This is a genomic window from Rathayibacter sp. VKM Ac-2803 (genome assembly GCF_009807175.1).
Classification (GTDB): Bacteria; Actinomycetota; Actinomycetes; order Actinomycetales; family Microbacteriaceae; genus Rathayibacter.
The window spans coordinates 1,351,507-1,376,134 of sequence record NZ_WUCD01000001.1 but is presented as its reverse complement, the minus strand read 5'-3'; the positions used below and the strand labels follow the sequence as shown (position 1 = coordinate 1,376,134).

Below are 24,628 nucleotides of genomic sequence, written 5' to 3'. Positions count from 1 at the left end.
GGTTTTGCTCAAGTTCAAGCCGAGCACTTAGCCTCGTTGCCCGTAGGCGAACGGGGCCCAGGAAGGCGCCATTAATGCACAAACCAGGAATATCCACTGGCCAGATATTCGTATCGGAGTGTATACATCATGCTGTCAATGGGGCGTCGGGGTTTTTCCAGAAAATCGAACGTCGACATCGCAAAGTTGCGATCGTTGGCGCTCTTACGCATTGCGTCCCGTAATTCGGGACTCGGGAACAATTTTCCGCTGGACGGCTCGACTGCAATAAGACAGCGATCGAAGGCTAAATGATGATTCGCACAAAGAGCTAGCCCATTTGACAAAGCGTCTATCGAGTCCGTCGCTGAGGCCGGACAGATATGAGCCGCTTGAACGAGCCCAAGCGAAATTCCGCACATTGCGCATCGACCGCCAAAATTCTCGATGACCAATCCCCGGAATCTTGAATCTCGCACCAAGACGCTGGTAGCTCGTCGCACCCGAACTGAAGCGGGTTCCGAATCGTCCATCACATCTGAGTGGACTAAATGAATTGCAGCCAGTCGAGCGTCACCTTCGCTTACGTTCGAGTACTCCTGCGCCGCACAAGCAACTGGTAATAGTTCAGGGCGGAAGACCCGAATGGTCTCCCCACTCGTTGAGACGTGCTGCGCCCAGCCGGTATCACGAGCTGTCCTCAATGCATCAAGCTGTGCGAACGCAGACCACCGAGTCGGCTTGTGCTCCCGCTCATAGGCGTCGGCGAGAACGACTAACGGCGCACCGACCAGCTCGTACTCGTCCTCCAACCAGAAGCCCACGAGTAATGGAATTCGACCCGCCGGTATGACAACTGGCTTACCGACAGGATTCTGAAAACGACGTTCGACATCGTCCCGATCTCGGTGGCTGAGCCCGACGAGCGAGGAGAAAAGCGCCACAGGTAGCCAAACATCGTCCAATTTGAGGCGCCCAAGTGCTGGCCAGCCATCGCCAGGAGTATCAATTAGTAAATCCCTGGGCAGCGCATCCTGCAGAATCTGTAAGCGCTGCGCTCGAGCGCTCATATTCCTAACACACCTTCTGCTTCACTAAGCGTAAATTTTAGACGCTGAAACGGAGGCCCGATGTCCCAACTGTTCCATGAGCGCACGAACGACAACCTTGCCCAATTCGACAGGAACCGCGTTACCCAACTGCCTCTGCACGTCCATCCGACCCAACGGTAGAACAAAATCATCTGGAAAAGTCATCAGGCGGAGCATCTCCGCCACGCGAAGGCGACGCGCCCTTTCTTCCCCCGAAGCATTCAGTACGTTCTCCCAGTGGAAAGGACCGACCCAAGGACCAGGCTGGGCCTGAAGGGTCGTTGACGGCCGCTCAGGATCGAGGCGCAGCAAGAAGGTCCAGTAGCGACTACGCCACTTGAATACGTCCCTGCCTCCGTAACGGTCACTATGCCACAAGTAGTTTTGACCGGGAGGGACCAATCCGGCAAGTTCTCCGTATTCTCCGTCGACAATTTCTTCCGTCGTGACATCGCCTCCTGGCGGGAGACCTTCGAAGGCGGTGCGTGCCGAGACATGCGGAATCTTTGATAGGTCAATTGTTCGATCGCGCTCGCTCCAACCAGAGTGAGTAGGCTCCGGGAACTCAAACTTTTTCCCGTCCCTTCTTCCTACTACAAATACTCTCCTGCGGAGCTGTGGAACTCCATAGTCAGCCGCTAAAAGCACTTTCCACTGAGGGTTGTATCCCAACTCGAACAAGGAGCGGAGGAGTCGTTCAAATTGCACGCGGTGAGTTTTGTACGTCAGTCCTTGTACGTTCTCCAGAATGAATGCCTCGGGACGAGTTTCCCGAACAACACGAACGTACTCATCAAGTAGAGAAGCATTCGGGTCCCGGCTTTCTCGCTTTTGCTCGAGCCAGAAGCCAGACTTGCTGAAAGGCGTGCATGGGGGTCCACCGACCACCAAGGTGGGCTCCCCAACTCGGAGACCCGATTCCGTCAGAATCCGTTCGGATTCGAGGAGGCGGATGTCTCCCGAAATGGTCCTCGCATCAAGGAAGTTGCTCCTCAGAGTATTAAGCGCCGGCTCGTTGTAGTCGGTCGCGACCGCGACCTTTAGAAGACCAGTCCCCCGGTCCGCCGACTCGAGGGGCGTAGCGTCAGCTCGCTCGACCGCGAGGTCCAATCCTCCCGCCCCCGAGAAGAGGCTGACGACGGGGAGCTGCTCGCTCATGGATCTCCTTGTTGCATAGGTACTTGATCGAACCTGCGGGTGGGTCCGTCCTTGGCAGGATGCACCACACCTACGACATTCGCGAACGTTACGTCGCGGACCGCGATCCAAACCGGCGCATCCACGGGCGGACACAGACGATGGTGCGCGTGTACGCGGGCGTGTACTCCTGGTGGCCAACGGATCCAACCTACGTCAAGCGTACGCCGCGGCAGCGCCGCGCACCCAAGCTCAACAGCACACGCCAATCCATCGCCTCGACAGCAGCTCAGGTTCTTCCCGATCCCGGCCCGAACCGCATCCGCTCATCAAGCACTGCACGGAACATCCAGCGACCGGCTATCAGCGACAGCCCTCCCCCCTCACAGTGACACCCCTCGTCTCCAAGCGCGAACGGCGTTGCCGCGACGTCCATAAGATCTTTGGCACCTACCGATCCCGAATCGCGCGTCGTGGGGAGCGGTGCCGCTCACGTACGCAATCAAGATAACGCGAGAGGAGCCGATGACGAAGGACACGGCCCGACCGTCGCCGAAGTTGGTCGAGGTCCCTAGACAGGGTTGTAGTCGTGAGCGCTAGGAAGATATTGGGAGTCACGTGGTCGTGATCGATTCGTTTAGCTAGGAGAATCAATGCGATAGAATTCCGCCTCTTTCATTTCGCAGTAGACGGACGTCCACGGCTCGTGAATTTATCGCGGTCGAACGGCAGCCGGCGGAGGCGGTTGACAGAACCAGCACCCCGACGAGGTGCAGGCCTCGGCTTTAAAGAACGATCGGAACGATAACCACAGAAAGGGCGTAGTCTATCGCGTTCGCCACAAAGGCGAATGTTCACAAGGCAACTCACCTTGACCGCTTCGATAGTGCCATCGCATCTGACATAAGGCGCAACCTCAAAGCGAGAATCGGAAGCAAGGCGAGCTCGGGTGCTTCTCCACACGCCACGCATTTAGAGAGAAATACGTAGTTCGGGGTAGGTAATCCTGCTGACACAGGCACCCAGAAGGCGGCACTGAGGACTGCAACTGACGAAAGTGGAGCGGGAGTAAATGAGGTATTCTCCGTAATCTCTCGTCCGCTCTGCCCCTGGCGTCCTCGTATCGCCGTAGGATCTGGGGAGCGGACACACAAGAATCCGCTACAGCGAATGGAGCGACGTGGCCGACGATTGGATGTACGACAAGAGGACGGCCTGCTGGTCCTATATGACGACGATGACTGTCAGCGACTACTTGGAACTCGCCAGCGAGGCCCATGCCGCCCAAGGAGGCCTCACTGGCCAGAGGGGGGTCATGGTGACAACGACCGCAAAGCGCATTCGCAGTCGGATGGTTGAAGACCTTAAAAAAGGTGCGACGCTCCCTCCCGTTGTGATTGGGGCAGTACTCGACACCAACGCCTTCGGGAACTTACCCCCGAGAGGAAACTCCAGCAACTTGGGTTTCCTTCCTGATAATCGCTCAAGCCTCTCAATCATCGACGGTATGCAGCGAACCGCAGCGCTTCAGGAAGCGCAAGCGGAGGCACCTGAAGTAGGCGACGGCAAAGTTCGTGTGGAGTTCTGGCTCACAGATAATGTGCGGGCCATGATTTACCGAATGCTGATCTTGAATACAGGACAGGTTCCCTGGACGATCAGTAGGCAACTGTCCGTGGTCTACGCTCCGCTCCTATCGGAGATACGGGAACGAGTGCCCGAAATTGATAAGGTGTCTACACCTGACCAGCCCGGTCGTAGAGTAGGTCCCGCACAATACTCGAGTGATGCTCTGGTGGAACTTTATATCGCCTTCTCGTTGCGAAAGACCGGGGTGGATACTAAAGAGGCACTATCAGACGAATTCTCGCGCCTAGACTTCGTTGACAACCTTGCGAATGAAGGCTTTCAAGAGCAGTTCTACGGAGTGCTGGCAATTTTGAGCCGGTTGGACAAGGCTTTTTCTCGCTTCGAGGAAGAGAAAGATCTTCCGGGCGGGCGTTTTATCTTTGATCGTCAACCTGCACGAATCGGGTTCGTAGTGTCGCTTGGCCTAGCCATCCTAGGACGGCCCGGAGCGGACCGCGGAGAGGGGCGGAGAGGCGAACGTTTACAGGAACTCACTAAATCAGCAGAGCTGCTTATTGAGCGTATCGATAGAATGGATCCCAACGAGCTTGGAGACTTTCTTCGTACAGACGTGTTACAGGAACTCCTCGACAAGCGTGTGGGCCAAGTTGGGCGCTACGAGCGGGGAATATTCGCGGATGCATTCAAGGTCTTGATTGAAGAGAACTTCGATGTAGTGAACCTCGAGCAGTGCTGGAGAGCCAGCTGAAGTCATGCGAAATATGATCGAAGCAAACAAAATGCTTTTCCAGCAACTCGTGAGCTACAGCGGCGAGCGTGGATATAATGTTACAAATGCCAATGCGGTTCGTTGGGTTCATGCTAACGACGACGCAGACGCTGTGCTTATAGGTGCCACGCTCCGCGAAAGCATGAGCTTCGGCCGATTCCGGCATTTAGCTTGGCTCGAGTTTGACAAGGTAGATTACGTCTGTTCAGTTGGTTTCGAAGGAGAACTCCGAGACCCAAACCTCTTATTTATCGACGATGTCCAAGGATTCGACGTCTGCCTTTTAACCGAACTGCGCGTATCTCCCAATGCCTCTGCCGTCAAGGTCTATAATATTGTAGAAGCAAGTAGCAGAGATACCGACAGCGCATATGTGGGTCATGACAACGCCCTGGTGACGGGCCTCTATCCGCCGATTAAGGTCTACCGAAGCGTAACGCCGATTAGCTCAGAGGTCGTTTGGTCGTCGTTTCTCGACTTTAGTGCAAATGAGCTCGAGTACGGCGGTTCTTGGATCGACAAAGAGCTCGCTGGCTTACTGTCCCAACTTGCGCAGAAGAGCCTGGAGTCTCTTCCCTACGCGGAGTTATGTAGGTCGACACTTGAACTAGACCCTCGCAGCCTTTTTATGAGCCTTTATCGGTGCATCGAGGCAACCTACGCACACGATAAAGCCTCAATGTTGAAAAATGCGTTGTCTATTGAGGCGAGTTGGAATGAGATCGCGAGCGTACTCGAGAAACAGATGTCGTGGAGACCGCTCGAGGAAACAAGCCTAATTTCGGTTCTTAGCCTCGCCAAGGACGAGGATTTGAGAGAAATTTGTGCATGTCTGGGCGTCAATTTGACGGATGAAACAGGGGTTCAGTCGGCAGCAGGCAGAGCGATATATAAATTGCGCAATCATATAGTTCACTACCGGCCCGCGCATTCTCCTGTCAAGGTTTCTGGGTTTGATTGGAACCGTATTTGCAAAGCGCTACTTGCCATTGCCGAAGACGTATTTGTAGTCGCTTACGGCAAAGTTGAAGTCTCGAATTCGACGACATAGGGGCCATGCGCGGTGCAACCGTAGATTAGCGAACGTTCAGCAGTCTTTGAACCCTCGGGCGGGGTGCACGCCCTGCCCGCAGGTAGGACTCGGACTCGTTGAGGAATTGCGTGGTTACTGTTTTGCATCGCGCGCCGGCGCTCAGCAGACGGGTATCTTTGCGGATCAAATTGGTGGCGGAATCATTTTCGTATCCGGGTACTCAGTTGTGAAATGCAACCCATTGATTTAATCAAGACACGTACGAAGTGTGTCGGTGATGCGCGTTCGATCTTCCTCGCTGATGCCGAGCTTGTAGCTTCTCACCACCCCCACGAACTGCTCCGCGTAGCGGCACTGCAGCTCCCGCGCCGGCGGCAGCCACTCCCCCGGCCCGGCGTCGCTCTTCGACTGGTTCGTCTCCTCCGAGGCCGCGACGAGGTTCGCCGAGTCGTTCGCGAAGGCGAGGCGCTGCTCGTCGGTCCACGCCCAGGCGCCGTGGTGCCAGGCCCAGCCGAGGGCGACGACGTGGTCGATCTGCACCAGGCGCGAGGTGTCGGAGCCGGAGACGAAGGAGACGGCGGTGCCGTCGTAGGGGTCGATCAGGGTTCCCGAGAGGACCTTGCAGTCGCGGGTGCCGGGCTTGAACACCGGATCGAGCAGGTCGCGGCCGAGGATGTCGTTGCGGGTGTCGCAGCCGTTGCGGTCGACGTCGGACCAGGCCTGGCCGAACAGGTCGCGGTCGTAGGGCAGGTCGGCGGAGCCGTCGTCGGACGGGGTCGCGGCGAGGGCGGCGAGCGCCTCAGAGGCGGGTCCGACGGCGGGAGTGGCCGACAGCGACGCGACAGGCGATGCGACAGGCGAAGCGGACGCCGAGACGACAGGCGCGGGAGACACCGCACCCGGCCCACCGACCGCCTCCCCCACTCCCACCACCGCGAACGCGACAGCGACGGCCCCCACCGCCGCGACGACGAACCCCCACCACGGCACCCGCCGCCGCACGCCACGCGTCGGCACAGCACCCCGAAGCACCGGAGGCGCCGTCCGCCGCGGCGCTCCCGGTCGCGGCGGCGGAGGCGCACCCACCACTAGACCCCCGAGTCGCCCTCGGGCGCGACGACCGGCGCAGAGACCGAGCGCGCCCCGTCCCACAGCCGGATCGCCGCGCGCGGCACCGGCCCGACGACGTCCACGCGCCACACCAGGTCCACCGGCGCCCCCGTCGCGCCTTCATACGGCACCACATGAATAGGCGCCGACGGGTCGAACCGCAGCCGCTCCTGCAGACGCGACGGCGCGACGAGGAAGCTCGTGACCCTCTCGTGGTACCGCTCCCCCACCTGCAGCTCCGTGAGCACCGTCGCGCTCACCGGCGTCATCGGGTCGGCGCGGGTCAGCGACTCGAGCAGGAAGTCGTCCCACGGGAGGTCGAGCTCGACGCCGTCGTAGTCCTCGGGGCGGCGGAGGGCGTTCAGAGGGTTCACGCCCATCGGGCGCACGCGCGGGCGGGCGATCGACTCCTCGTCGCGCTGCACCGAGGCGACGATGTCGGCCAGGCGCGGGGCGGCGATCCGCGTGAGCAGGGACTCGTCGTCCAACGCTCGCAGCAGCATCCGCCGGGTGTGGTTGGACGAGTGCGGGAGGTCCTCGTCCAGCGCCGAGAGGCCGAAGCCCTGGCCCGCTCCGTAGTCGGCGGCCATCTCCTGCACGAGCGCCTCGAAAGCCTCGTGGCGCCAGCCGCGGCGGACGAGCTTCGACGTCATCGCGGCGCGCATGCGGGCGACGGCGGCGGTCTCCTCGCCGCTGACGGTGGCGAGGCGCACGGCGAAGGGCATGTGGCCGCGCTCGACGTCGAAGGTCTCGTGCTGCGTCCACACGGGCGGCACGTGCCACGGCCGGTGGATCGCCTTCGACAGCAGCACCAGCCAGTCCACGGCCTGGCGGTGCACCGAGCGGAGGCGCGCGGCCTCCTCGCGGTCGCGCCGGGCACTCGCTCCGTAGTGGGCGAGGCGGGTGCGCTCGACCTCGATGCGGCGCTCGAAGCGCGACCAGCCGGAGTGGTAGCGCACGAGCGAGACCAGAGTGATGAGCAGCGCGGCGCCTCCGAGGCCCACGAGCATCCACGAGAGCAGCGAGGTCAGGATGCGCGGATCGAACGAGTCGGTGCGCGTCGCGTAGTCGTTGACGAACCAGATGCCGACGCCGACGGCGAGCGCCAGGGCGACGACCGTGACCCAGCCGACGAGCATCGAGCGGTGGAAGTCGCGGCGCAGCGCCAGCAGCTCCCCCGCGCGCTGGGGGCGGATCGCGTCGATCTCGCCGACCAGGTACGCGACCTCGTCCTCGGCGCGGCGGCGCTCGGCGCCGATCCGGTCGAGGAAGCGCCAGACGAACGACGAGCTCTGCGCGCCGGCCCAGAGGTCGTACTCGGCGAGCGCCTGCAGACGGCCGGAGCGGCGCGCCTCGGGGTCGACGGGCGGCGCGACGGGCTCCTCCGCCGGCAGCTCGATCTGCACGACGGGGCGCTCGGGCTCCGCATCCGGCTCGACCAGCGACTCCTGAGCGGGCGGGTCGAAGGCGGGAGGCTCGACGGGCTCCTCCACCGCGACCGGCTCCTCCACTGCCACCGGCGCGGGCACCTCCGCGGCGACCGACGCCTCCGACGCCGTCACCCAGTTCTGCAGCTTCACTCGCGGATCCTCGAGCGCCAGCGCATACCAGTCCACCCGAGAAGGGAACCCGGGCGGCACGTCGTGCGCGCCCGCCTCCCACGGCCCGTCGGGCAGCGCGAGCACGTCGCCCACGCGCCCGAAGACGGGCACCGCGCCCTCGACGGGCACGAAGCCCGCGTCGCGCAGGTCGGCGCTGCCGTCGAGCGCGCCGAAGACGAGCTCGCGGAGTCCGGCCCACAGCTGCGGTGTCGTGCGCACGTGCGCCATCGCGGCGGGCGCCCCTGCCTCGGCCCGCGCGCGGCCCTCGTCGTCGCGGAGGCGCTCGAGGTCGGCGAGCAGCAGGCGGTCGCGCACATCCAGCACCTCGTCGAGCTGCGAGCCGACCACGGCCGAGCCCTCGGCGGTGTGCAGCGCGCGGGTCATTGAGCGGTTGGCGCTGGACGAGAGCCAGCGGGCGCTCCAGCGCGGCATCTGCACGAGCTTGCCGGCCGAGAACGAGAAGAAGCGGCCGATCTGCGCGAAGAAGCCGATCCGAGAAGGCTCGGGCACGTCGAGCGCGCCCGCGGAGTCGTAGGTGAGGGCTCCGCCGTCCAGGCGCAGCGCCCCCTCGACCATGCCGTCGACGTAGCCGGCGATCTGCCCGTCCTCGATGAAGGCGGTGCCCGGCGGAGGCGGGCTGACGCTGGGGTCGATCAGCAGGGAGTCGGGGCGGGCCGCGTTCTCGAGGACACCGGCGGCGACGCGACGGCCGAGCGACTCCGTCAGCACCGCGTTGAGGAACACGCGCGAGATCCAGACGGAGTCGCCGCCGTCGCTCTCGCGGCTCATCAGCTCGACGCTGCCGTCGGTCACGCCGTTCCACAGCCCGGCGACGCTGGCCAGATGGGTCAGCGTGAAGCCGGTGAAGCGCTCGTCGTCGCGCACGAACGCGTCGCCCGACCAGGGGCTCGAGCGGTCCTCGGGCGACGCGATCACGATGAAGCCGTGCTCGTGCGCCTCCACGCGCTCGCGGAGCTGGAACGCCGTGGGCGCGCAGATCAGGGTGACCCGGCGAAGCTCGGTGGTCTGGTCGGCGAGGGTCGCGGAGGGGTTCGGCAGCGGCATCGAGGTGCGCACCCAGCGGCTCACCAGGTCGGCGACCGCGTCCTGCGCCGCGTCGGTCTGGCGCTCGGGCAGGGCCGAGCGGAGGGTGACCAGCCGCACCAGGGCGAGCTGCTCCTCCGCCAGCGCCTCGAAGAGGTCGACCGAGATCGCGACCGACTCGAGGTCGGCGCCCACCCCGAGCACGACGGCCTCGATCTGCGGAGGCGCGTACTCGGAGGTCTTCACGTGCTCGGGCAGCACCCAGAGCGCCTGGCCGAGGAGGCCGGTCTTGGTCCACTGCGCGGCGAGCTCGAGCAGGGTCTCGCCCTGCGCGCCGCTGGGCAGCAGGACGATCGCCGCCTTGCCGTCGGGCCAGAAGCCGTCCGAGCGGGAGTCTTCGGAAGGCACGCTCACACTCCGGTGTCCCGGGGACCGGTCGACAGCACCGACGACACGAGCGCGCGGATCGCGTCCTGGAACTGCTCCCGCATCTCCCACGTCACGGGGTAGTCGTAGACCGACACCATCTCGTCCTGCTGCACGATCTCGCTGTCGAAGCGGGCGAGCTCGTTCGAGAGGTAGGCCTGCACGGCGGCGCGGCGCGAGGCGAGGTCGCCGTCGGCCGAGCCGGCGCGGGACGCCTCCGGGACCGGTGCGCCGGTGGGCAGCGACCCGGTCTGCAGCCACTCGGCCAGCTCGGTCTCCTCGCCGCGGCTGCCGCCGAGCGAGGTGAGCACGCGGTAGGCGGCGAGCGGAGCGAGAGTGCCCTCGACATTGCAGAGCGCCATCGCGATGGCGAGCGACTGCAGCACGACGCCCGGGAAGTCGGCCGGGCGGGCGTTCCGCTCGCTGAGCAGCGGGTGCGGGAAGTCGGCGAAGCCGCGGGTCGACGGGTCCCAGACCGAGAGCTTCGGGCCCTTCTCGCCCTGCGTCGAGTCGACGGCGAGGCGGCCGAGGGCCTTGGCGACGTACCAGCCGCGGATCATCGACTCGATGGCGCGGGGATCGGCGGGGATGCTCTCGCCGAGCAGGCGCGCGCGCTTGAACTTCCAGAACGCCTCGCGGCTGTCCTGGGTGTTCGACTGCGCGAGCCAGCCGCGGGCGATGGGCTCCATCACCGAGTCCATCACGATCGGCTGGTACGGGAAGCCCGACATCGCGAAGACCTCGATGCCGTCGACCTTCTGGTCCTGGAACCACGATTCGCTGGTCGCGTCGTCCCAGACCCCCATCTGGCCGAGCACGCCCTTGGTCACCTCGTACATCTCGGTGCCCTGGCGGAACGGGATCGAGCTGAAGACGAGCGAGGTGTCCTGGTTGATCGCCTTGCCGTGCACGGCGCGCAGCAGTGCGGGGTTCAGCTTCACCAGCGGCTCGCTCGCGCCGAGGGCGGCCTGGAGCTGCTCGCGGTAGCGGTCGCGGCGCGCGGCGAACACGTCCGGCGGCAGGATCTCCCTGTCGAAGAAGCCGAGCAGGTCCTCGCCGATGTAGGCGGCGAACGGGGTGCCGTCGCGCTTCATCCACGCGCGGGCCCGGGCGACGTAGGTCTCGGGGTCGGTGGCGAGCTCGAAGGAGGCGCGCTGCGCCGGGTTCGCGACGGCCGGGTCGGCGGTCACGGTGGGCTTCCAGGTGCGCGGGTTGCCGACGAGCGACCAGGCGCCCGCCTCCGACTCGGTGTCGGGGCTCACGCCGACGAGCTGGTCGGTGATGACCCGCAGCACGGCGTCCTGGTACTTGGCGTCGCCGTCGACCGAGGCGCGCACCAGCTTCTGGAACTCGCCGGGGTACTTCTCGGGCTCGATCAGCATCCGCTCGTTGGGCGCCGGGCTGTACTTGCGCGGCACGGTGTCGTCGACGCGGCGCGGCCAGAACTCGTAGGCGTTCTCGCGGTCGTCGCTCGTCTTGCGCGAGTGCACGCGCTGCAGCAACGCGGTGCGGGAGCCGTCGAGGTAGTCCGCGAGCGGGCCGAGGAATGTCTCGCGCAGCTCGGCGAGCAGGGCCCACGCGGAGTCGCGCAGCGCCGCCTCCGACGACCACTCGAGCGCCTGCCCGAGCCGCTGGATCGCGAACTGCACCGCCTCCTGATCGGGGCGGATCGACTGCTGGTTGGCCGAGGTGCGCAGCTCGTCGGACACGAGCGAGCTCAGCGTGCCCACCCACTCCTCGTGCTGGCGGGCCTCGACGCGCAGGGCGTCGACGGTGCCCTTCAGGCCGCGCTCGAGGCGGCGGAGCATCGCGACGACCACGGGCAGGCCGTCCTGCGCCACGTAGCGCGAGACGGTCTCGAGGATGTGGCCGGGCATGGTGCGCGTCCACTCGTCGAGGCGCTGCTGGCGGGCCTCGTGATCGCGGTGCAGGAGGCGGGGGCTCGCCCGGGTGTACTCGTTGACCAGGCGGTCGGTCCACGTGGTGATGTCGGTGCCGCCCTGGCGGTCGAGCGACTCGGGGCGGCTGAGCTCGTCGTCGGCGGTGCGCTGCAGCTCGGACTTGATCAGGTCGAGGGTCGCGGTGTCGCGCAGCGCGTCGGTGACGTCGTTGTGCTCGGCGGTCTCCTCGTTCAGCCGCAGCTCGCGGAGGAAGCGCTGGTACTCGCTGTCGGCCGACTTCTCGATGTACTCGCGCTCGGTCATCCGCTCGAACTGCGGGTCCTCCTCCGCGTGGGCGTAGAGCATGCGGTCGATCGCCGAGCGGGCGAAGCGCTCGGCCGAGTACTCGAGGAACCGCTCGCGGCCGAGCGTGACGCGGCCGAAGCCGATCGAGGAGAAGGGCGGCGAGTGGTGCGCGGGGCTCATGAGACCGGAGTTGTCGGGCAGCACGTTCGCGGCCGAGCGGGCCTGCCAGTTGCCCGAGGAGTAGGCGATCATGTCGTCCTGCACGCGCTCGTCGATCATCCACGCGGTGAGGCTGGTGGCGACGGCGTCGTAGACGGCGTTCTGGTCCTCGAAGGTGACCTTGCTGTTGCTGCGGCCGATGATGAACGGGTACGCGGCACCGACGCGGTCCATCGCGGCGCCGTACGAGGGGGCGACGCCCTTGGTGCGCAGGAGCTCGAGGGTCGCGGGCGACGGAGTGTCGGTCCAGAAGCCGTTCATCGTCTCGGAGATCGAGGCGAGCGCGTTGCCGGGCATGCCGGCGGTCACGTTCAGCTGGTCGAAGACGTCGGGCGCGTAGAGCATGCTGAAGAACTGGTTCGACCACGGGTACTGCTTGGCGGTCGACTTGACGATCTCGATCACGTCGAGGAACTGGCCCGCTCCCGAGCCGCCGGCGACCGACGAGATGACGATGACGATCGGGCTGCCGTCTCCGCCGTCGTCGCGGGCGTTCAGGCGCGCACCGAGCGTCTGCAGCTCGGCGAGCGCCTCCGCGTCGTTCATCCGGCCGATGGCGGTGCGCGCGGCCTGGGCGATCTCCTTCGTCGCCGCGAGTGCCACAGCGCGGCCGACGGCGCGGTACTGGCCGGCGCCCTTGGTGACGTCGACCTTCACCAGGCGCGGATCGGGCAGCTGGCGCTCGATGTCGTGGCGCATCGCGTTGTTGGTCGCGTGCGCGCTCGTGATCGAGCCGTGCACGATGTCGAACGTCGCCGCGGTGCTGACCAGCCCGCGGTAGTCCTGCCGGGGCAGGAACGGCGCCTGGTACTCCATGCCGTCCTGGACGGTGGGGGTGTCGAAGTGCAGGAAGCGCCAGGCGGCGGGGATGCCGCCCTCCCAGCCGAGCTGCTGGAGCTTGAGCTCGAGCTGGTACTTGATGCCGCGGAGGGTCTTGCCGCCGGAGCCGCCGACTCCGATGAGGAGGAAGGGTTTGAGCATGACTGTCTGCTTTCGTCGTGTCGCGAGTCGAGGCGCTGAGTGGAGTCGCTGTCAGCGACCGCGGGGCGGAGGGGTTCGGGGGCCGGATCGGCCGGGCGGCGGGGGCGGTGTCGCGCCTCCGGGGCGGGGTGGGGGCGGTGAGCTCGGGCGGCCGGGGGCGCCTCCGGATCGCGGAGGCGGGGTGCCGGGGCGCGGGGGCGAGGTCGGGCGGGACGGGACGGACGGGGCGCCCGCGCGGGAGGGCGCACCGTCGCGCGGGGCGGGGCGCTGCGGCTCCGGGGGCTCGGGTCGCCTCGCCGCGCGCTCGCGACGCAGCGTGTCGACGGTGACCCACGCGGGGGCTCCGGAGTCGCGGAGCAGGTCGTCGAGGCGACGGTCGTACTGGCCCTCGTCGTCGCGGTCGACGCGGTGGTAGAGCACGGCGGTCGCGCGGACGGGGTCGTCGCCGCGCGGACGGTCGAGCTCCTGCTCGGGGACGACGAGCGCCCAGAAGGCGTCGAGCGGGAGCGACGTGAACTCGGCGTGACCGGCCACGAGCTTCGCGGAGGAGGACTTCCGCGTGCCGGTCCGGGAGGCGACGATGACGCCTCCCGCGGGCGGGCCCACCCGGTAGCTCGGTGCCTTGAGCGGCCACCACGGCACGTGCGCGCGCAGCCGCCCCAGCTCGGGATCGGCGAGCTCGCGCACGCCGGTCTCGCTGCGGAGGTAGCGGAAGCGCTCGTCGAGGCGGGTCGCGGTCGGCGCCTGGCGCACCCCCTCCGGCGTGATCTCGACCGGGATCGTCCCGCGCTGGAACGAACCCACCATCGCGATGCGGGTGTTGCGGCGGTTGAATAGCCAGAGCAGCAGGAGCGGGAGGATCACGCCGAGCAGGAGCAGCACGAGCGAGACCAGCCCGATCGCGGCGGCGTTGACCGGGAACGTCGAGGGGAAGGAGAGCGCGATCGTCTGCGGCGCGCTGCTGCCGGCCGCGGTGCGGATGTCGAGCGGGAGGGTCGCAGTGACGGAGGAGTCGGCGGCGACGGCGTTCTCGGCGGTCACGGCGAGCGTGCGGGTCGCGCCCTGGGCGACGGTCACGCACGCCCCCGGCGCGAGGGCCGCACCGGTGTCGTCGGTGAAGGTCCAGGCCCAGGAGTCCGCGCGGTCGGCGTTGTCGCTCGTCACGGTCGGCGGCTCGGCGAGGCAGACCTGGCCGTCGCCTCCCGCGGTCGGCCCCTGGATCGCGAGGGTCCCCTCCGCTCGCCCGTCGGCCCCGGTGAGCTCGCTGAGCACGACCGGCGACGAGACGCTGGGGAACGACGCCGGCAGCACCGTGGTCACGGTCTGCTGAGTGGTGACCGGCGCGAGGGCGACCTTATGCGGCGCGGTCGTCAGCGGCTCGACGGAGGCGGTCACGAGGATCTCGGAGGCCGTCACGTCGGCGGGCAGCGGCACGGTGATCGCTCCGGTGGCCTCGTCGATGCGGGCGTCGGGCAGCGCGGTCGTGGTGCCGTCGGCGGTGGCGGTCGCGGTGAAGACGGCCTGGTCGAAGACCGACAGGTCGGCGGGCGAGCCGTCGGCGTTCTCCACGCGGGCGGTGAGGCTGGCCGCGAGCGAGCCGTCGTCGCCGCGCTCGACCTGGTTCGCCTCGTCGAAGACGATGCGGAGATCGGAGAAGTAGAAGACGCTGTCGGCGCCGGTGAGGGTCCACTGGCCCTGCAGCTCGGGGCGGTCGACGGTCAGCTCGACGAGCTGCGCGCCGGAGGAGCCGCTGACCTGCACCTCGGGCGAGGTCGCGGACAGGGTGCCGAGACCCGAGCCGGCCGGCGGGGTGAGGGTCCACGCCGGATCCGTGACGACGGCCTGGATCCGCGAGACGCCGCCGTCGATCCAGAAGGTGCCGTCGGCCGCGAGGCCCTGCTGGGCTCCGCCGCCGATGCGGGCGCCGAGCTCGAGGAACACCGACGCTAGCGCGGCGGGGTCGGAGGCGTCGACCACGGCGCCGCGGACGGATCCCTCGGGGGCCGTCGCGGGCCCGCACGTGGCGGTGCCGCCTCCGTAGACGCCGCTGCCCTCGACCAGCGGCCACATGACTCGGGCCTCCTCCCGCTGCTCGCCGTCGGCCAGGAGCGTGCCGATCACGACGACTCCGGCCTGGCGGAGCGCGGCGAGCACGCCGAAGCCGCCCGGCTCGTCGCCATCGGGGTCGATGCGGGCGCCGCAGAGGGCGTTGGTGGCGTCGGCGGTGGCCTGCGCCGAGCCGAGGTCGATCTCGCCGTCGGTCAGCCAGATCACGAGCTGGCAGGCGGAGCCCGCGCTCGGCTGGCTCTGCAGCGCCGACTGGACGCCCTGCAGGCCGGCGAGCCAGTTGGTGCCTCCGCCGGGCGTCTTGGCGCGGATGGTGTCGGCGAGCGCGGCCGGGCTGTCGCCGGTCCACTGCTGCCAGTCGACGGCGGGCTCGAAGGCGCGGCTGAAGAACGCGGCGCCCCAGTTGACCGTGAGGTCGTCGCGGAGGCCGCCGAGCTCGGCGAGGCTGCCCGCGAGGATGTCGGCGCGCGCGACATCCGGGTCGGAGCCGCGACCGTCGTCGCCGCCGGTGTTCAGCGATCCGGAGTTGTCGACGAGGTAGTAGACGTTGAGGACGTCGGAGGAGGAGAGGCAGGTGCGGAGGTCCTCGATCGCGCCGCGACCGATGTCGGTGAGCGAGGCGGTCGGGGCGGTCGTCGTGGCCTGCGCCGCGGCTCCGAACCCGAGGACGAGGAGGAGCGCGGTGACGACGACCGCGAGCGCGCGGCGGATCACAGGCCTAGCCAGTCGGACACGGGGACGCTGATGTTGAGGATGTGCCACGCGCCGAGGACGAGGGCGGCGCCCGAGAGCCAGAGCAGCCAGCGGGTGAGGCGCGGGTCGGGCGCGAAGTGCCGGGCGTCGCGGAGGGAGTTCGCGCGCTGGGAGGAGAGGTCCCAGCCGGCCGCGAGGAAGACGAGCAGCGGAGTGAGCAGGTAGCCGACGACGCTCATCCAGACGGCGCCGCCGCGCACCAGGGGCAGCGGGACGCCGAGCACGCGGACCGGCGCGGCGGCCGTCGATGCGGCCAGGATCGCCAGCGCGAGGCTCACCACAAGACCCGCCACGCCCAGCCAGAGAGGCAGGGCGCTGGCGGTCCGGCGGGCGGCGGGGGCCCGGTTGCGCACGGTCGACACCGCTCCACCCTCCGCTGTCGCAGCTGAACGCTCCCTGTTGGGGGCGGCTGCTTCAGTATGCAGAGTCGCCCCGCGAGCGGCCAAACCCCCGTGGGGCGACTGTGCTTCCCTCGCGGGGCGACTGCGCTCCCCGCGGAGGACCTCTCTGCTTCCCTCTCTGCTTCACTGAGCGGATGGAGATCGCGCTCGGACTGCTCGGACTGCTCGTCGCCGCGGTGGCGGGAGCGGGCGTGGTGGCCGGGCGGCGGCGGGCGGCGCCGACCGCGCTGGTCGACGTCGTGGTGCGGCTCGCCCACGCCGGCGACGACTGGTGGCGGGTGACCGCCACGGTCCGCAATCGCGGCGTCGCCGACATCCCGCCGACCGCCTTCACCGACGGGCGGCCGATCACGGTCGCCCCCGACGGCTCGCAGGCGGCCGCCTGGTACGGCGAGGCGCCGCTCGGCTGGTCGCTCGACTCCGCGGGATCGCTCGTGCTCTCGCCGACGCTCCTGCCCCGCTCCGTCGATCTGAGCGCGACCGTGGTCGTGCGCGGTCGGCCCGGGGTGCGGATCGACGTGCCGCTGCGGTCGGTTCCGGTGCGCGAGGAGGTCGTCGAGACGGCGGCTCCGCAGGGCTGGGCCGCATCCGCCCCGGCCGTGGTGGCGCCCGCTCGCCGGCTCGTCGACGCGCCCGTCGAAGCGCTGCCCGTCCGCGAGACCGTGCTGCGGGGCGGGTTCGGGGTCTGGGCGGCGATGGTGGCGGGGGTGCTCGGAGCCGTGCTGATGGCGGTCGGCATCGCCCTGTCGATGAACGAGGCCGCGACGACCGCCGTAGGCACGCCCGGAGTGATCCTGATCCTGGTCGCGGTGGTCGGGATCCTCGGGACCCTCGCGGTCCGCCTCCTCCGCCGCTGGCTCGAGCCGCCCGCGCTCTGGCGGACGCCCGCGCAGCGGCTGCGGCGCCCCGGCACGATCGCGTCGCTCGTCCCCACCTACGCGGGCGTGTTCCTCTTCTGCCTCGAGTTCGTCGTGCAGGAGCGCGCGGGCGACACGACCTGGGTCGCGGGTGTGGGCCTGGTGCTGCTGGTCTCGGGCGGAGTGACCGCGGCGATCACGGGGCTCGTGCGTCTGATCGCCGTGGTGCGGGCGCGGCGATCGGCGTCGGCGGGCTGAGTGGACCCGCGAATGCGGTCGATGGTGCCCTCACAGGCGCTCGTCGGGGTCGAGTCGTCGCGTTCGGGCGCTGAGGCGGGCTCGGTGTCGGTGGTCGCTGCTTCAATACTCGTATGGATGAAGCAGATGGGACAGGGACGGCGGAGGCGCGACTCGGCGCGATCGCCGCGCTGACCGGGCTCGCCGCGCGCGCGGGGTTCGCGTCGGCGCAGCTGCTGTTCGCGAGGGCCTGCGCCCTGCACGGGGCCTACCGGACGGGTCTCACGATCCCGGAGTCGTTCGCACGCGGCGGCCGCCTCTCGCGCAGCGAAACGCACGAACTCGTCGAGCGCTCCCTCCGCGCCGAGCTCGCCGTCGGCGCGGGGATGACGGAGCGGGCCGTGACGCGGACCCTCGAGCTGGCCCAGCTGCTGATCGAGGACCTGCCTCGCACCCGCGCCGCTCTGGCTGAGGGGCGACTGCTGTGGGAGGCGAGCACGGTCATCTGCGACGCCGCCGCCACCCTTCCCGCCGCGGCCCGGGCCGCTCTGGACGAGCGCGCACTCGAGGCGGCCCTGACGAAGAACCCGACCCAGCTGCGGCGGACCATCGCGCGGATGCGGGACGAGCTGCACGACGAACCGCTCACCGTGCGGCACGTCCGCGCCCGCAAGGACCGGGGCGTGTGGGTCTCGCCGGAGGTCGACGGGATGGCCACCCTCTGCGCGCTGCTGCCCGCACCCGCCGCGATGGGCGCCTACCACCGCCTCGACCGCATCGCCCGCACCCTCCGCGACGGCGCCGACGACGAGCCGGGCGACGAGCGCACCCTCGCGCAGCTTCGGGCCGACGCGCTCGCCGACCTGCTCTGCGACGGGGACATCACCGGCACCACGCCGCCCGGCGACGGCCCGAGCACCCCGCCGACCTTCGTCCCCGGGGTGCGCGCGGAGGTGCGCCTGACGCTCGCCGCGAGCACCGCCTCCGGGGCCGACGACGCCCCGGCCGACCTCGACGGCTACGGCCTCGTCCCCGCCGACGTGGCCCGCGAGCTCGTGGGCGTCGGCGCCTCGTTCACCCGGATCCTCACCGACCCCGCCACCGGCGCGGTCGCCTCCGTCGGGCGCACCCACCGCGTCCCACCCCCGCGGATGCGCCTCCACCTGCAGCTGCGCGACCGGACCTGCCGCTTCCCCGGCTGCACCCGCCCCGCCTCCACCGCCGAAGCCGACCACACCCTCGAATGGCGCAACGGCGGCCACACCGCCCTCGACAACCTCGCCTCGCTCTGCACGAGCCACCACCACGTCCGCCACGGCGACCGCTGGACCTACCGCCTCCACCCCGACGGCACCACCGACTGGACCACCCCCACCGGACGACGCGTCACCACCCACCCACCCGCCCTCCCCGGACGACCACCGGAGCCACCCCCACGACCGCGGTTCGTCGACACCCCGCCACCGTTCTGATCGGCACTCAGCCCGCTCCGCGGGCGATCCTCCGCGCGTGCGCCCCCATCCCCCCTCTCGCTGATCGAGTAGCCCGCACAGCGGGCGTATCGAGATCCCCGTCCGCCAGAAGGCACGGCATGCAGACCTCCCTGCTGACGATGGCGGGTCTCGATACGCCCCTGCGGGGCTACTCGACCAGCGAGCTCGCGGGCATCAGTCCGCCCCTTCCCCCTCCCTCTCGCTGATCGAGTAGCCCGCACAGCGGGCGTATCGAGATCCCCGTCCGCCAGAAGGCACGGCGTGCAGACCTCCCCGCTGAAGATGGCGGGTCTCGATACGCCCCTGCGGGGCTACTCGACCAGCGAGCTCGCGGGCATCAGTCCGCCCCTTCCCCCTCCCTCTCGCTGATCGAGTAGCCCGCACAGCGGGCGTATCGAGATCCACGTCCGTCAGAAGGCGCGGCGTGCAGACCTCCCTCCTGAAGCGGGTGGGGCTCGATACGCCGCCTGCGGCGGCTACTCGACCAGCGAGCTTGCGAGCGGCAGTCCGCCCCTTCCCTCCTCGCTGATCGCGAGCGAGCTCGCAGGCGTCAATCCGCCCCCCCCTCGCTGATCGAGTAGCCCGCGCAGCGGGCGTATCGAGATCCACGTCCGTCAGAAGGCGCGGCATGCAGACCTCCCTCCTGAAGCGAGTGGGTCTCGATACGCCGCCTGCGGCGGCTACTCGACCAGCGAGCTCGCGAGCGTATCGAGATCCACGTCCGCCAGAAGGCGAGCGCTCACGCCTGATCTGCGGACGCGGGCAGGGCCGGCGGCGCCGTCGACTCGCGGATGACGAGGGTCGTGGCGAGCTCGATGCGGTGCGAGATCGGCGCGATGCCGTCGTGCATCCGGACGAGGGTGTCGACGGCGAGGCGGCCGATGTCGTGCATCGGGGTGCGCACGGTCGAGAGCAGGGGCGCGGTGGGCAGCACGGCGAAGGTGTCGTCGTAGCCCATCACGCTGACGTCGCCCGGGACGGTGAGACCGGCGCCGACGACCGCGCGGATCGCCTGGAACGCGTCGGCGTCGTTCGTGGCGACGATCGCGGTCGGAGGGTCGTCGAGGGCGAGCAGACCGGGGACGATCCACTCGGCACTCGCCATGCCGTGCTCCGAGACCAGGGCCGGATCCTCCGCGATGCCCGCCGAGGCCAGCGCCTCGCGGTAGCCGCCGTAGCGCGCCCGGAGCCCGGGATTGCGGGCGTCGCCGCCGACGAACGCGATCCGCCGGTGCCCGAGCGAGACGAGGTGCTCGGTCGACTGCTGGCCGCCGACCCAGTGGTTCGAGCCGATGCTCACCACGGAGGGGTCGAGCGGGTTGGGCGCGTCGACCGCGACGAGCGGCAGCGACACCTCCTCGCATGCGGCGAGGATCTCGGCGTCGATCGCGGTGGTGACGGCGAGGATCCCCAGGTGGCCCTTCGCCGCGACGGAGCGGACGAAGGAGCGGTCGAAGCGCAGGCCCTCGTCCGCCGAGCCGCCGGGGGCGAGGACTCCGGTCGTGACGTCGACGCGCTCGCTCTGCGCGCCTCCGACGATGCCCTCGAGCACGCGCAGCGAGTAGAGGCTGAGCAGAGTGTCGAAGACGACGGTGATGCCGCCGCCGACGCGGGAGGGACGCGTGCTCGGGGAGTAGCCGAGGTCGTGGATCGCCTGCTCGACGCGCGCCCGGGTGGTCGACGAGGCTCCCGGCCGGCCGTTGAGCACCTTGGACGCGGTCGCCTTCGAGACGCCCGCGCGCGCGGCGACCTGATCGAGGGTGACGCGGGTGTCGGGGGTGCGAGCCACGGGAGGGCCTTTCGAGAGCGGATGTCGCCCCACTGTAGACGAAACAGTTTCTTCGACCCCGAGGGCCCGCTCGACGTCGTTGCTTGCAGTCGTTCTGCCGCCGGCATACTCTGAACCAGCCCAGGAAACCTAAAGAAATTGTTTCCACCATTCCCGAGAAGGACGACGATGTCGCAGATCCCTCGCCTCCACGCACCTCAGCCCGACGACCTGACCGTCGGCAACGTGACGGTCGGGGCCGTCTCGCTCTCGCGCTTCAACTGGCGCCTCGCGACCGCCCTCTTCCTCGCCGGGATCCTCTGGATCGGACCGTACGTCGGGTCGGTCGGAGTGGTGATGCCCGCTCTGGTCGCCGAGGTCGCGCCCGAGGAGCGCGTCGGACTGGTGGCCACGATGGGACTCGCCGGAGCCTTCCTCTCGCTCCTGTCGAACATCGTGTTCGGGGCGCTCTCCGACCTCACCCGCTCGCCGATCGGCGCTCGCGCGCCGTGGATCCTGCTGGGCTCGGTCGGCACCTCGATCGGCCTGTGGGGCCTCCACTCCGCGACGACGACCACCACCCTGGTCGTCTGGTGGTGCGTCTACATGCTCTTCCTCAACGCGATCATCGCGCCGATGGTGGCCGTCATCTCGGACCGCGTGCCGAGCAAGTACCGCGGCACCGTCTCCTCCATCTACGGAGTGGGCATGGTGCTCGGCGCGTCGATCGGGCAGATCGTGGGCGCGGGCTTCGTCTCGGACCCGACCGTCGGCATCCAGGTCTTCGCGGTGGTGTCGCTCGTGAGCGGCGTGTTCTTCGTCGTCGTCGCCCCCGAGAAGTCCAACCGCGCAGAGGCGCGCGCGAAGCTCTCGGGGCGCCGGCTGCTGCACTCGTTCGCGCTCCCCCGCCGCGGGTCCCGCGACTTCTACCTGGCGCTCTTCGGCAAGTTCGCCCTCATCGCCGGCATGTACGCGATCACCAACTACCAGCTGTACATCCTCATCGACCACATCGGGCTCGACCAGGGCGGTGCCGCCGGGATCATCGCGATCATGGCCGGCATCCAGCTCGTCACGGCCCTCGTCTTCGGGCTCGGCTCCGGCCCGCTCTCCGATCGTCTCGGGCGGCGGAAGCCGTTCATCATCGTCGCCGCGCTGCTCGTGGGCGTCGGGATCCTGGTGCCGTTCCTCGCCCCGTTCGCCTGGGGGATGATCGTCTTCTCGGTGCTCGCGGGCATCGGCAACGGAGTCTTCACCTCGGTCGACCAGGCGCTCAACATCGAGGTGCTGCCCGATCCGAAGACGGCCGCGAAGGACCTCGGACTGCTCAACATGGCGAACTCGGGCGGGCAGATGCTCGGCCCGGTGGTCACCTCCCTCGTCGTCGCGACCACGGGCGGCTACCAGCTCGCCTTCGTCGCGGCGTTCGTCCTCCTCGTGATCTCGGCGATCCTGATCGTCCCGATCCGCTCGGTGCGCTGATCGCGTGCGCCCTGCCTATCGACTCCCGGCGTCACATCGATTCGACCAGCACTGCCACCGACTGGTTCACTACCTAGCATGAGTCGGGATGTGGTCGTCGTCGGCGCGGGGCTGTTCGGGACGGCCACCGCGCTCCACCTCGCGCGGTCGGGCGCCCACGTCACGCTGGTCGAGTCGGGGGCGGCGGCGAGCGCCACCACCGCGGCCGGCGCCGGCTTCGTCGGCCTCTGGGCCGCCGGCTACGCCTGGTACTGGAACGAGTCGGAGCGCGATCTCGAGCAGTACGGCATCGACTTCTACCGGGCGCTGGCCGTCCATCCCGACGGCGTCGACATCCTGCTCCGCGAGACCGGCAGCGCCTGGCTCGCGGTCACCGACGACGGCGTCCGCGATCACCTCGGCCCGCTCGCCGACCACCCGCTCCGGCCCGAGGGGTCGCGCTCGCTCACCCCTGACGAAGCCGCGGAGGTGATCCCCGGCCTCGACCCCGCGGCCGTCACGGGCGGATTCCTCCAGCCCGGCGGCATCCAGATCAGCGCGCCCGACGCGGCGCTCGCCCTCGTCGCCGTCGCCCGCGCGGCCGGAGTCGAGATCGTCGAGCACGCGCCCGTCACCGAGGTCCTCGCCGCCGACGGCCGCGCGAGCGGCGTCCGCACCGCCGACGGCCGCACGTTCACGGGCGACTCCGTGGTCCTCGCCGCCGGCTCGTGGACGAACGAGCTGCTCGCACCGCTCGGCCGCCGCCTCCCCCTCGCCCGCGTCGTCGCGAGCCGCCTGACCACCGCGCCGTTCGGCCTCCCGCCGCTGCCGACGCTGATGCTGCCCGAGCTCGACGGCCTCTGGGTCCGCGAGCACCGGGGCGGGCTCACCTACGGCAACGGCGTGGGCTACGAGCCGCTCGGCGAGGCCGAGGCCGACCGGCGACCGCGGCGCACCGACCTGGTCGAGGCGATGGACGCGCACCTCGCGCCGATCCTCGCGCGACTGCTGCCCGCCTCCGCCGACGCCGTGCGCGAGACGGAGTGGACCCAGGGCGTGGTCTCGTACACGGCCGACCGCCGCTTCCTCGCAGGTCCCGTCCCCGAGCTGCCCGGGCTGTTCGTCGCCGCAGGCGACAACGAGTCCGGAGTGACCCACGGGCCGGGCCTCGGCCGCCTGGTCGCCGAGCTCGTGCTCGAGGGCCGCTCGTCGCTCGGCGACCCCGACCGGTACGCGCCGTCGCGGTTCGCGCCGCAGCCCTTCGCCGACGAGGCCGCGGTGCTGGCCGCGATGCCTCCGCGCCGCGAGGTCGACGCCCGATGACCGGCCGCGATGTCGTCGTCGTGGGCGCGGGAATCGTCGGAGCCGCAGCTGCCCGCACCCTCGCCGAGCGCGGCGACCGCGTGCTCGTCCTCGAGCGCTTCGAGCGCGGCCACGACCGCGGCTCGTCGCACGGCGAGACGCGCATCTTCCGCCGCGGCTACGTCGAGGACGACTACCGCGCGCTGACCGGTCGTGCGGCGACCGAGTGGGCGCGGCTCGAGGCCGAGTCGGGTCGGCGCCTGTTCACCCCGACCGGCGCGATCGACCACGGCGACGCCTCCGCCCTGCTCGCGATCGAGGAGGCCTTCGCCCGCGACGGCATCCCCGTCGAGCGCCTCGACGCGGCGGAGGCGTCGCGCCGCTGGCCGGGACTGCGCTTCGAGACCGACGTGCTGCTGCACCCGGAGGGCGGCCGGCTCGACGCCGCCGCCGCGATCGAGGCGCTGCTCGAGTCGGCGCAGGCCCACGGGGCGACCGTGCGGGCGAGCGTCGGCGTCCACGAGATCCGCGAGCGCGACGGAGGCGTCCGCCTCGTCACCGACGAGGGACCGATCACCGCGGACGCCGTCGTCGTCGCCGCCGGCTCCTGGACCCCGGGACTCGTCGGCGACCTCGTCTCGACCGCCGGACTGGGGATCCCCGAGGTGCGCGTCACCCAGGAGGAGCCGGCCCACTTCGCGACCGGTCTCGACGGCTGGCCGAGCTTCGTGCACCACCGCGGCGCGCTGCCCACGATCTACGGCCTCGCGACCCCCGGAGTCGGCGTGAAGGTCGGCGAGCACGGCACGGGCCGCGTCATCGATCCCGACCAGCGCGGCGACCGCCGTCCCGAGCCCGAGGCGCTCGCCCGCCTGCAGCGCTACGTCGCCGAGTGGGTGCCCGGGGCGGATGCGGCGAGCGCCGACCCGATCAGCTGCCTCTACGACACCACTCCCACCGAGGACTTCGTGCTCGACCGGGTCGGCCGCGTCACCCTCGCGACCGGCTTCTCGGGGCACGGCTTCAAGTTCGGTCCCGTGCTCGGCGAGCTCCTCGCCGACCTCGCCGACGGGGCGGAGGCGCTCGAGCGCTTCCGCCTCACACCCTCCTGACTCCCCCACCC

General features: G+C 69.0%; 15 protein-coding genes. 7 read left to right on the top strand and 8 right to left on the bottom strand.

Annotation, left to right across the window (positions count from 1 at the left end):
* Positions 1-71 precede the first annotated feature (71 nt).
* Together GRS96_RS06385 and GRS96_RS06380 are read right to left on the bottom strand one after the other, a co-directional pair.
* Positions 72-1,049, bottom strand: a complete 978-nt coding sequence (locus GRS96_RS06385; RefSeq protein ID WP_159988058.1) for an HNH endonuclease — start codon at positions 1,047-1,049, stop codon at positions 72-74.
* A gap of 24 nt (positions 1,050-1,073) precedes the next feature.
* Positions 1,074-2,228, bottom strand: a complete 1,155-nt coding sequence (locus tag GRS96_RS06380) for a DNA cytosine methyltransferase (RefSeq protein WP_159988057.1) — start codon at positions 2,226-2,228, stop codon at positions 1,074-1,076.
* 1,159 nt (positions 2,229-3,387) lie between these two features.
* Here GRS96_RS06380 and GRS96_RS20460 point away from each other — a divergent pair.
* Both GRS96_RS20460 and GRS96_RS06370 read left to right on the top strand, forming a co-directional pair.
* Positions 3,388-4,545 carry a hypothetical protein gene (locus GRS96_RS20460; RefSeq protein ID WP_204162044.1) on the top strand — a complete coding sequence of 386 codons (1,158 nt, stop codon included), beginning with the start codon at positions 3,388-3,390 and terminating at the stop codon, positions 4,543-4,545.
* A gap of 13 nt (positions 4,546-4,558) precedes the next feature.
* Positions 4,559-5,617 carry a hypothetical protein gene (locus GRS96_RS06370; RefSeq protein ID WP_159988056.1) on the top strand — a complete coding sequence of 353 codons (1,059 nt, stop codon included), beginning with the start codon at positions 4,559-4,561 and terminating at the stop codon, positions 5,615-5,617.
* Between the two features lie 228 nt (positions 5,618-5,845).
* Here the strand turns inward: GRS96_RS06370 and GRS96_RS06365 are convergent, their stop codons facing one another.
* The 5 genes from GRS96_RS06365 to GRS96_RS06345 all read right to left on the bottom strand — a co-directional run bounded on the left by GRS96_RS06365 (position 5,846) and on the right by GRS96_RS06345 (position 16,348).
* Complete coding sequence (locus tag GRS96_RS06365; RefSeq protein ID WP_159988055.1) at positions 5,846-6,616, bottom strand: HNH endonuclease family protein; 771 nt, start codon at positions 6,614-6,616, stop codon at positions 5,846-5,848.
* A 71-nt stretch (positions 6,617-6,687) separates the two neighbouring features.
* Entirely contained in the window at positions 6,688-9,762 is a 3,075-nt protein-coding gene (locus GRS96_RS06360) for a hypothetical protein (RefSeq protein WP_159988054.1), read from the bottom strand.
* Positions 9,763-9,764: 2 nt separating this feature from the next.
* Entirely contained in the window at positions 9,765-13,166 is a 3,402-nt protein-coding gene (locus GRS96_RS06355) for a tubulin-like doman-containing protein (RefSeq protein ID WP_159988053.1), read from the bottom strand.
* Positions 13,167-13,217: 51 nt separating this feature from the next.
* Entirely contained in the window at positions 13,218-15,947 is a 2,730-nt protein-coding gene (locus GRS96_RS06350; RefSeq protein ID WP_159988052.1) for a hypothetical protein, read from the bottom strand.
* Positions 15,944-16,348: a hypothetical protein gene (locus GRS96_RS06345; RefSeq protein ID WP_159988051.1), complete on the bottom strand. Its 405-nt coding sequence runs from the start codon at positions 16,346-16,348 to the stop codon at positions 15,944-15,946. The genes GRS96_RS06350 and GRS96_RS06345 overlap by 4 nt, the downstream gene beginning before the upstream one ends.
* Positions 16,349-16,521: 173 nt before the next feature.
* Between GRS96_RS06345 and GRS96_RS06340 the strand changes: the two genes are divergently transcribed.
* The gene (locus GRS96_RS06340; RefSeq protein WP_159988050.1) at positions 16,522-17,502 is read left to right on the top strand and encodes a hypothetical protein; all 981 of its coding nucleotides are present in this window, start codon (positions 16,522-16,524) and stop codon (positions 17,500-17,502) included.
* Between the two features lie 113 nt (positions 17,503-17,615).
* Positions 17,616-18,953 (top strand): HNH endonuclease signature motif containing protein, encoded by a 1,338-nt coding sequence (locus GRS96_RS06335; protein ID WP_159988049.1) that lies wholly within the window; start codon positions 17,616-17,618, stop codon positions 18,951-18,953.
* A 760-nt stretch (positions 18,954-19,713) separates the two neighbouring features.
* Here GRS96_RS06335 and GRS96_RS06330 read toward each other — a convergent pair.
* Positions 19,714-20,763, bottom strand: a complete 1,050-nt coding sequence (locus GRS96_RS06330) for a LacI family DNA-binding transcriptional regulator (RefSeq protein ID WP_159988048.1) — start codon at positions 20,761-20,763, stop codon at positions 19,714-19,716.
* Positions 20,764-20,931: 168 nt separating this feature from the next.
* On the opposite strand from GRS96_RS06330, the gene GRS96_RS06325 reads away from it, so the two are divergent.
* From GRS96_RS06325 to solA, 3 genes are all read left to right on the top strand, one after another.
* Positions 20,932-22,224, top strand: a complete 1,293-nt coding sequence (locus GRS96_RS06325; protein WP_159854679.1) for an MFS transporter — start codon at positions 20,932-20,934, stop codon at positions 22,222-22,224.
* A 78-nt stretch (positions 22,225-22,302) separates the two neighbouring features.
* Complete coding sequence (locus GRS96_RS06320; RefSeq protein WP_159988047.1) at positions 22,303-23,526, top strand: NAD(P)/FAD-dependent oxidoreductase; 1,224 nt, start codon at positions 22,303-22,305, stop codon at positions 23,524-23,526.
* Entirely contained in the window at positions 23,523-24,617 is a 1,095-nt protein-coding gene (gene solA / locus GRS96_RS06315) for an N-methyl-L-tryptophan oxidase (protein ID WP_159854681.1), read from the top strand. The genes GRS96_RS06320 and solA overlap by 4 nt, the downstream gene beginning before the upstream one ends.
* Positions 24,618-24,628: the final 11 nt, after the last annotated feature.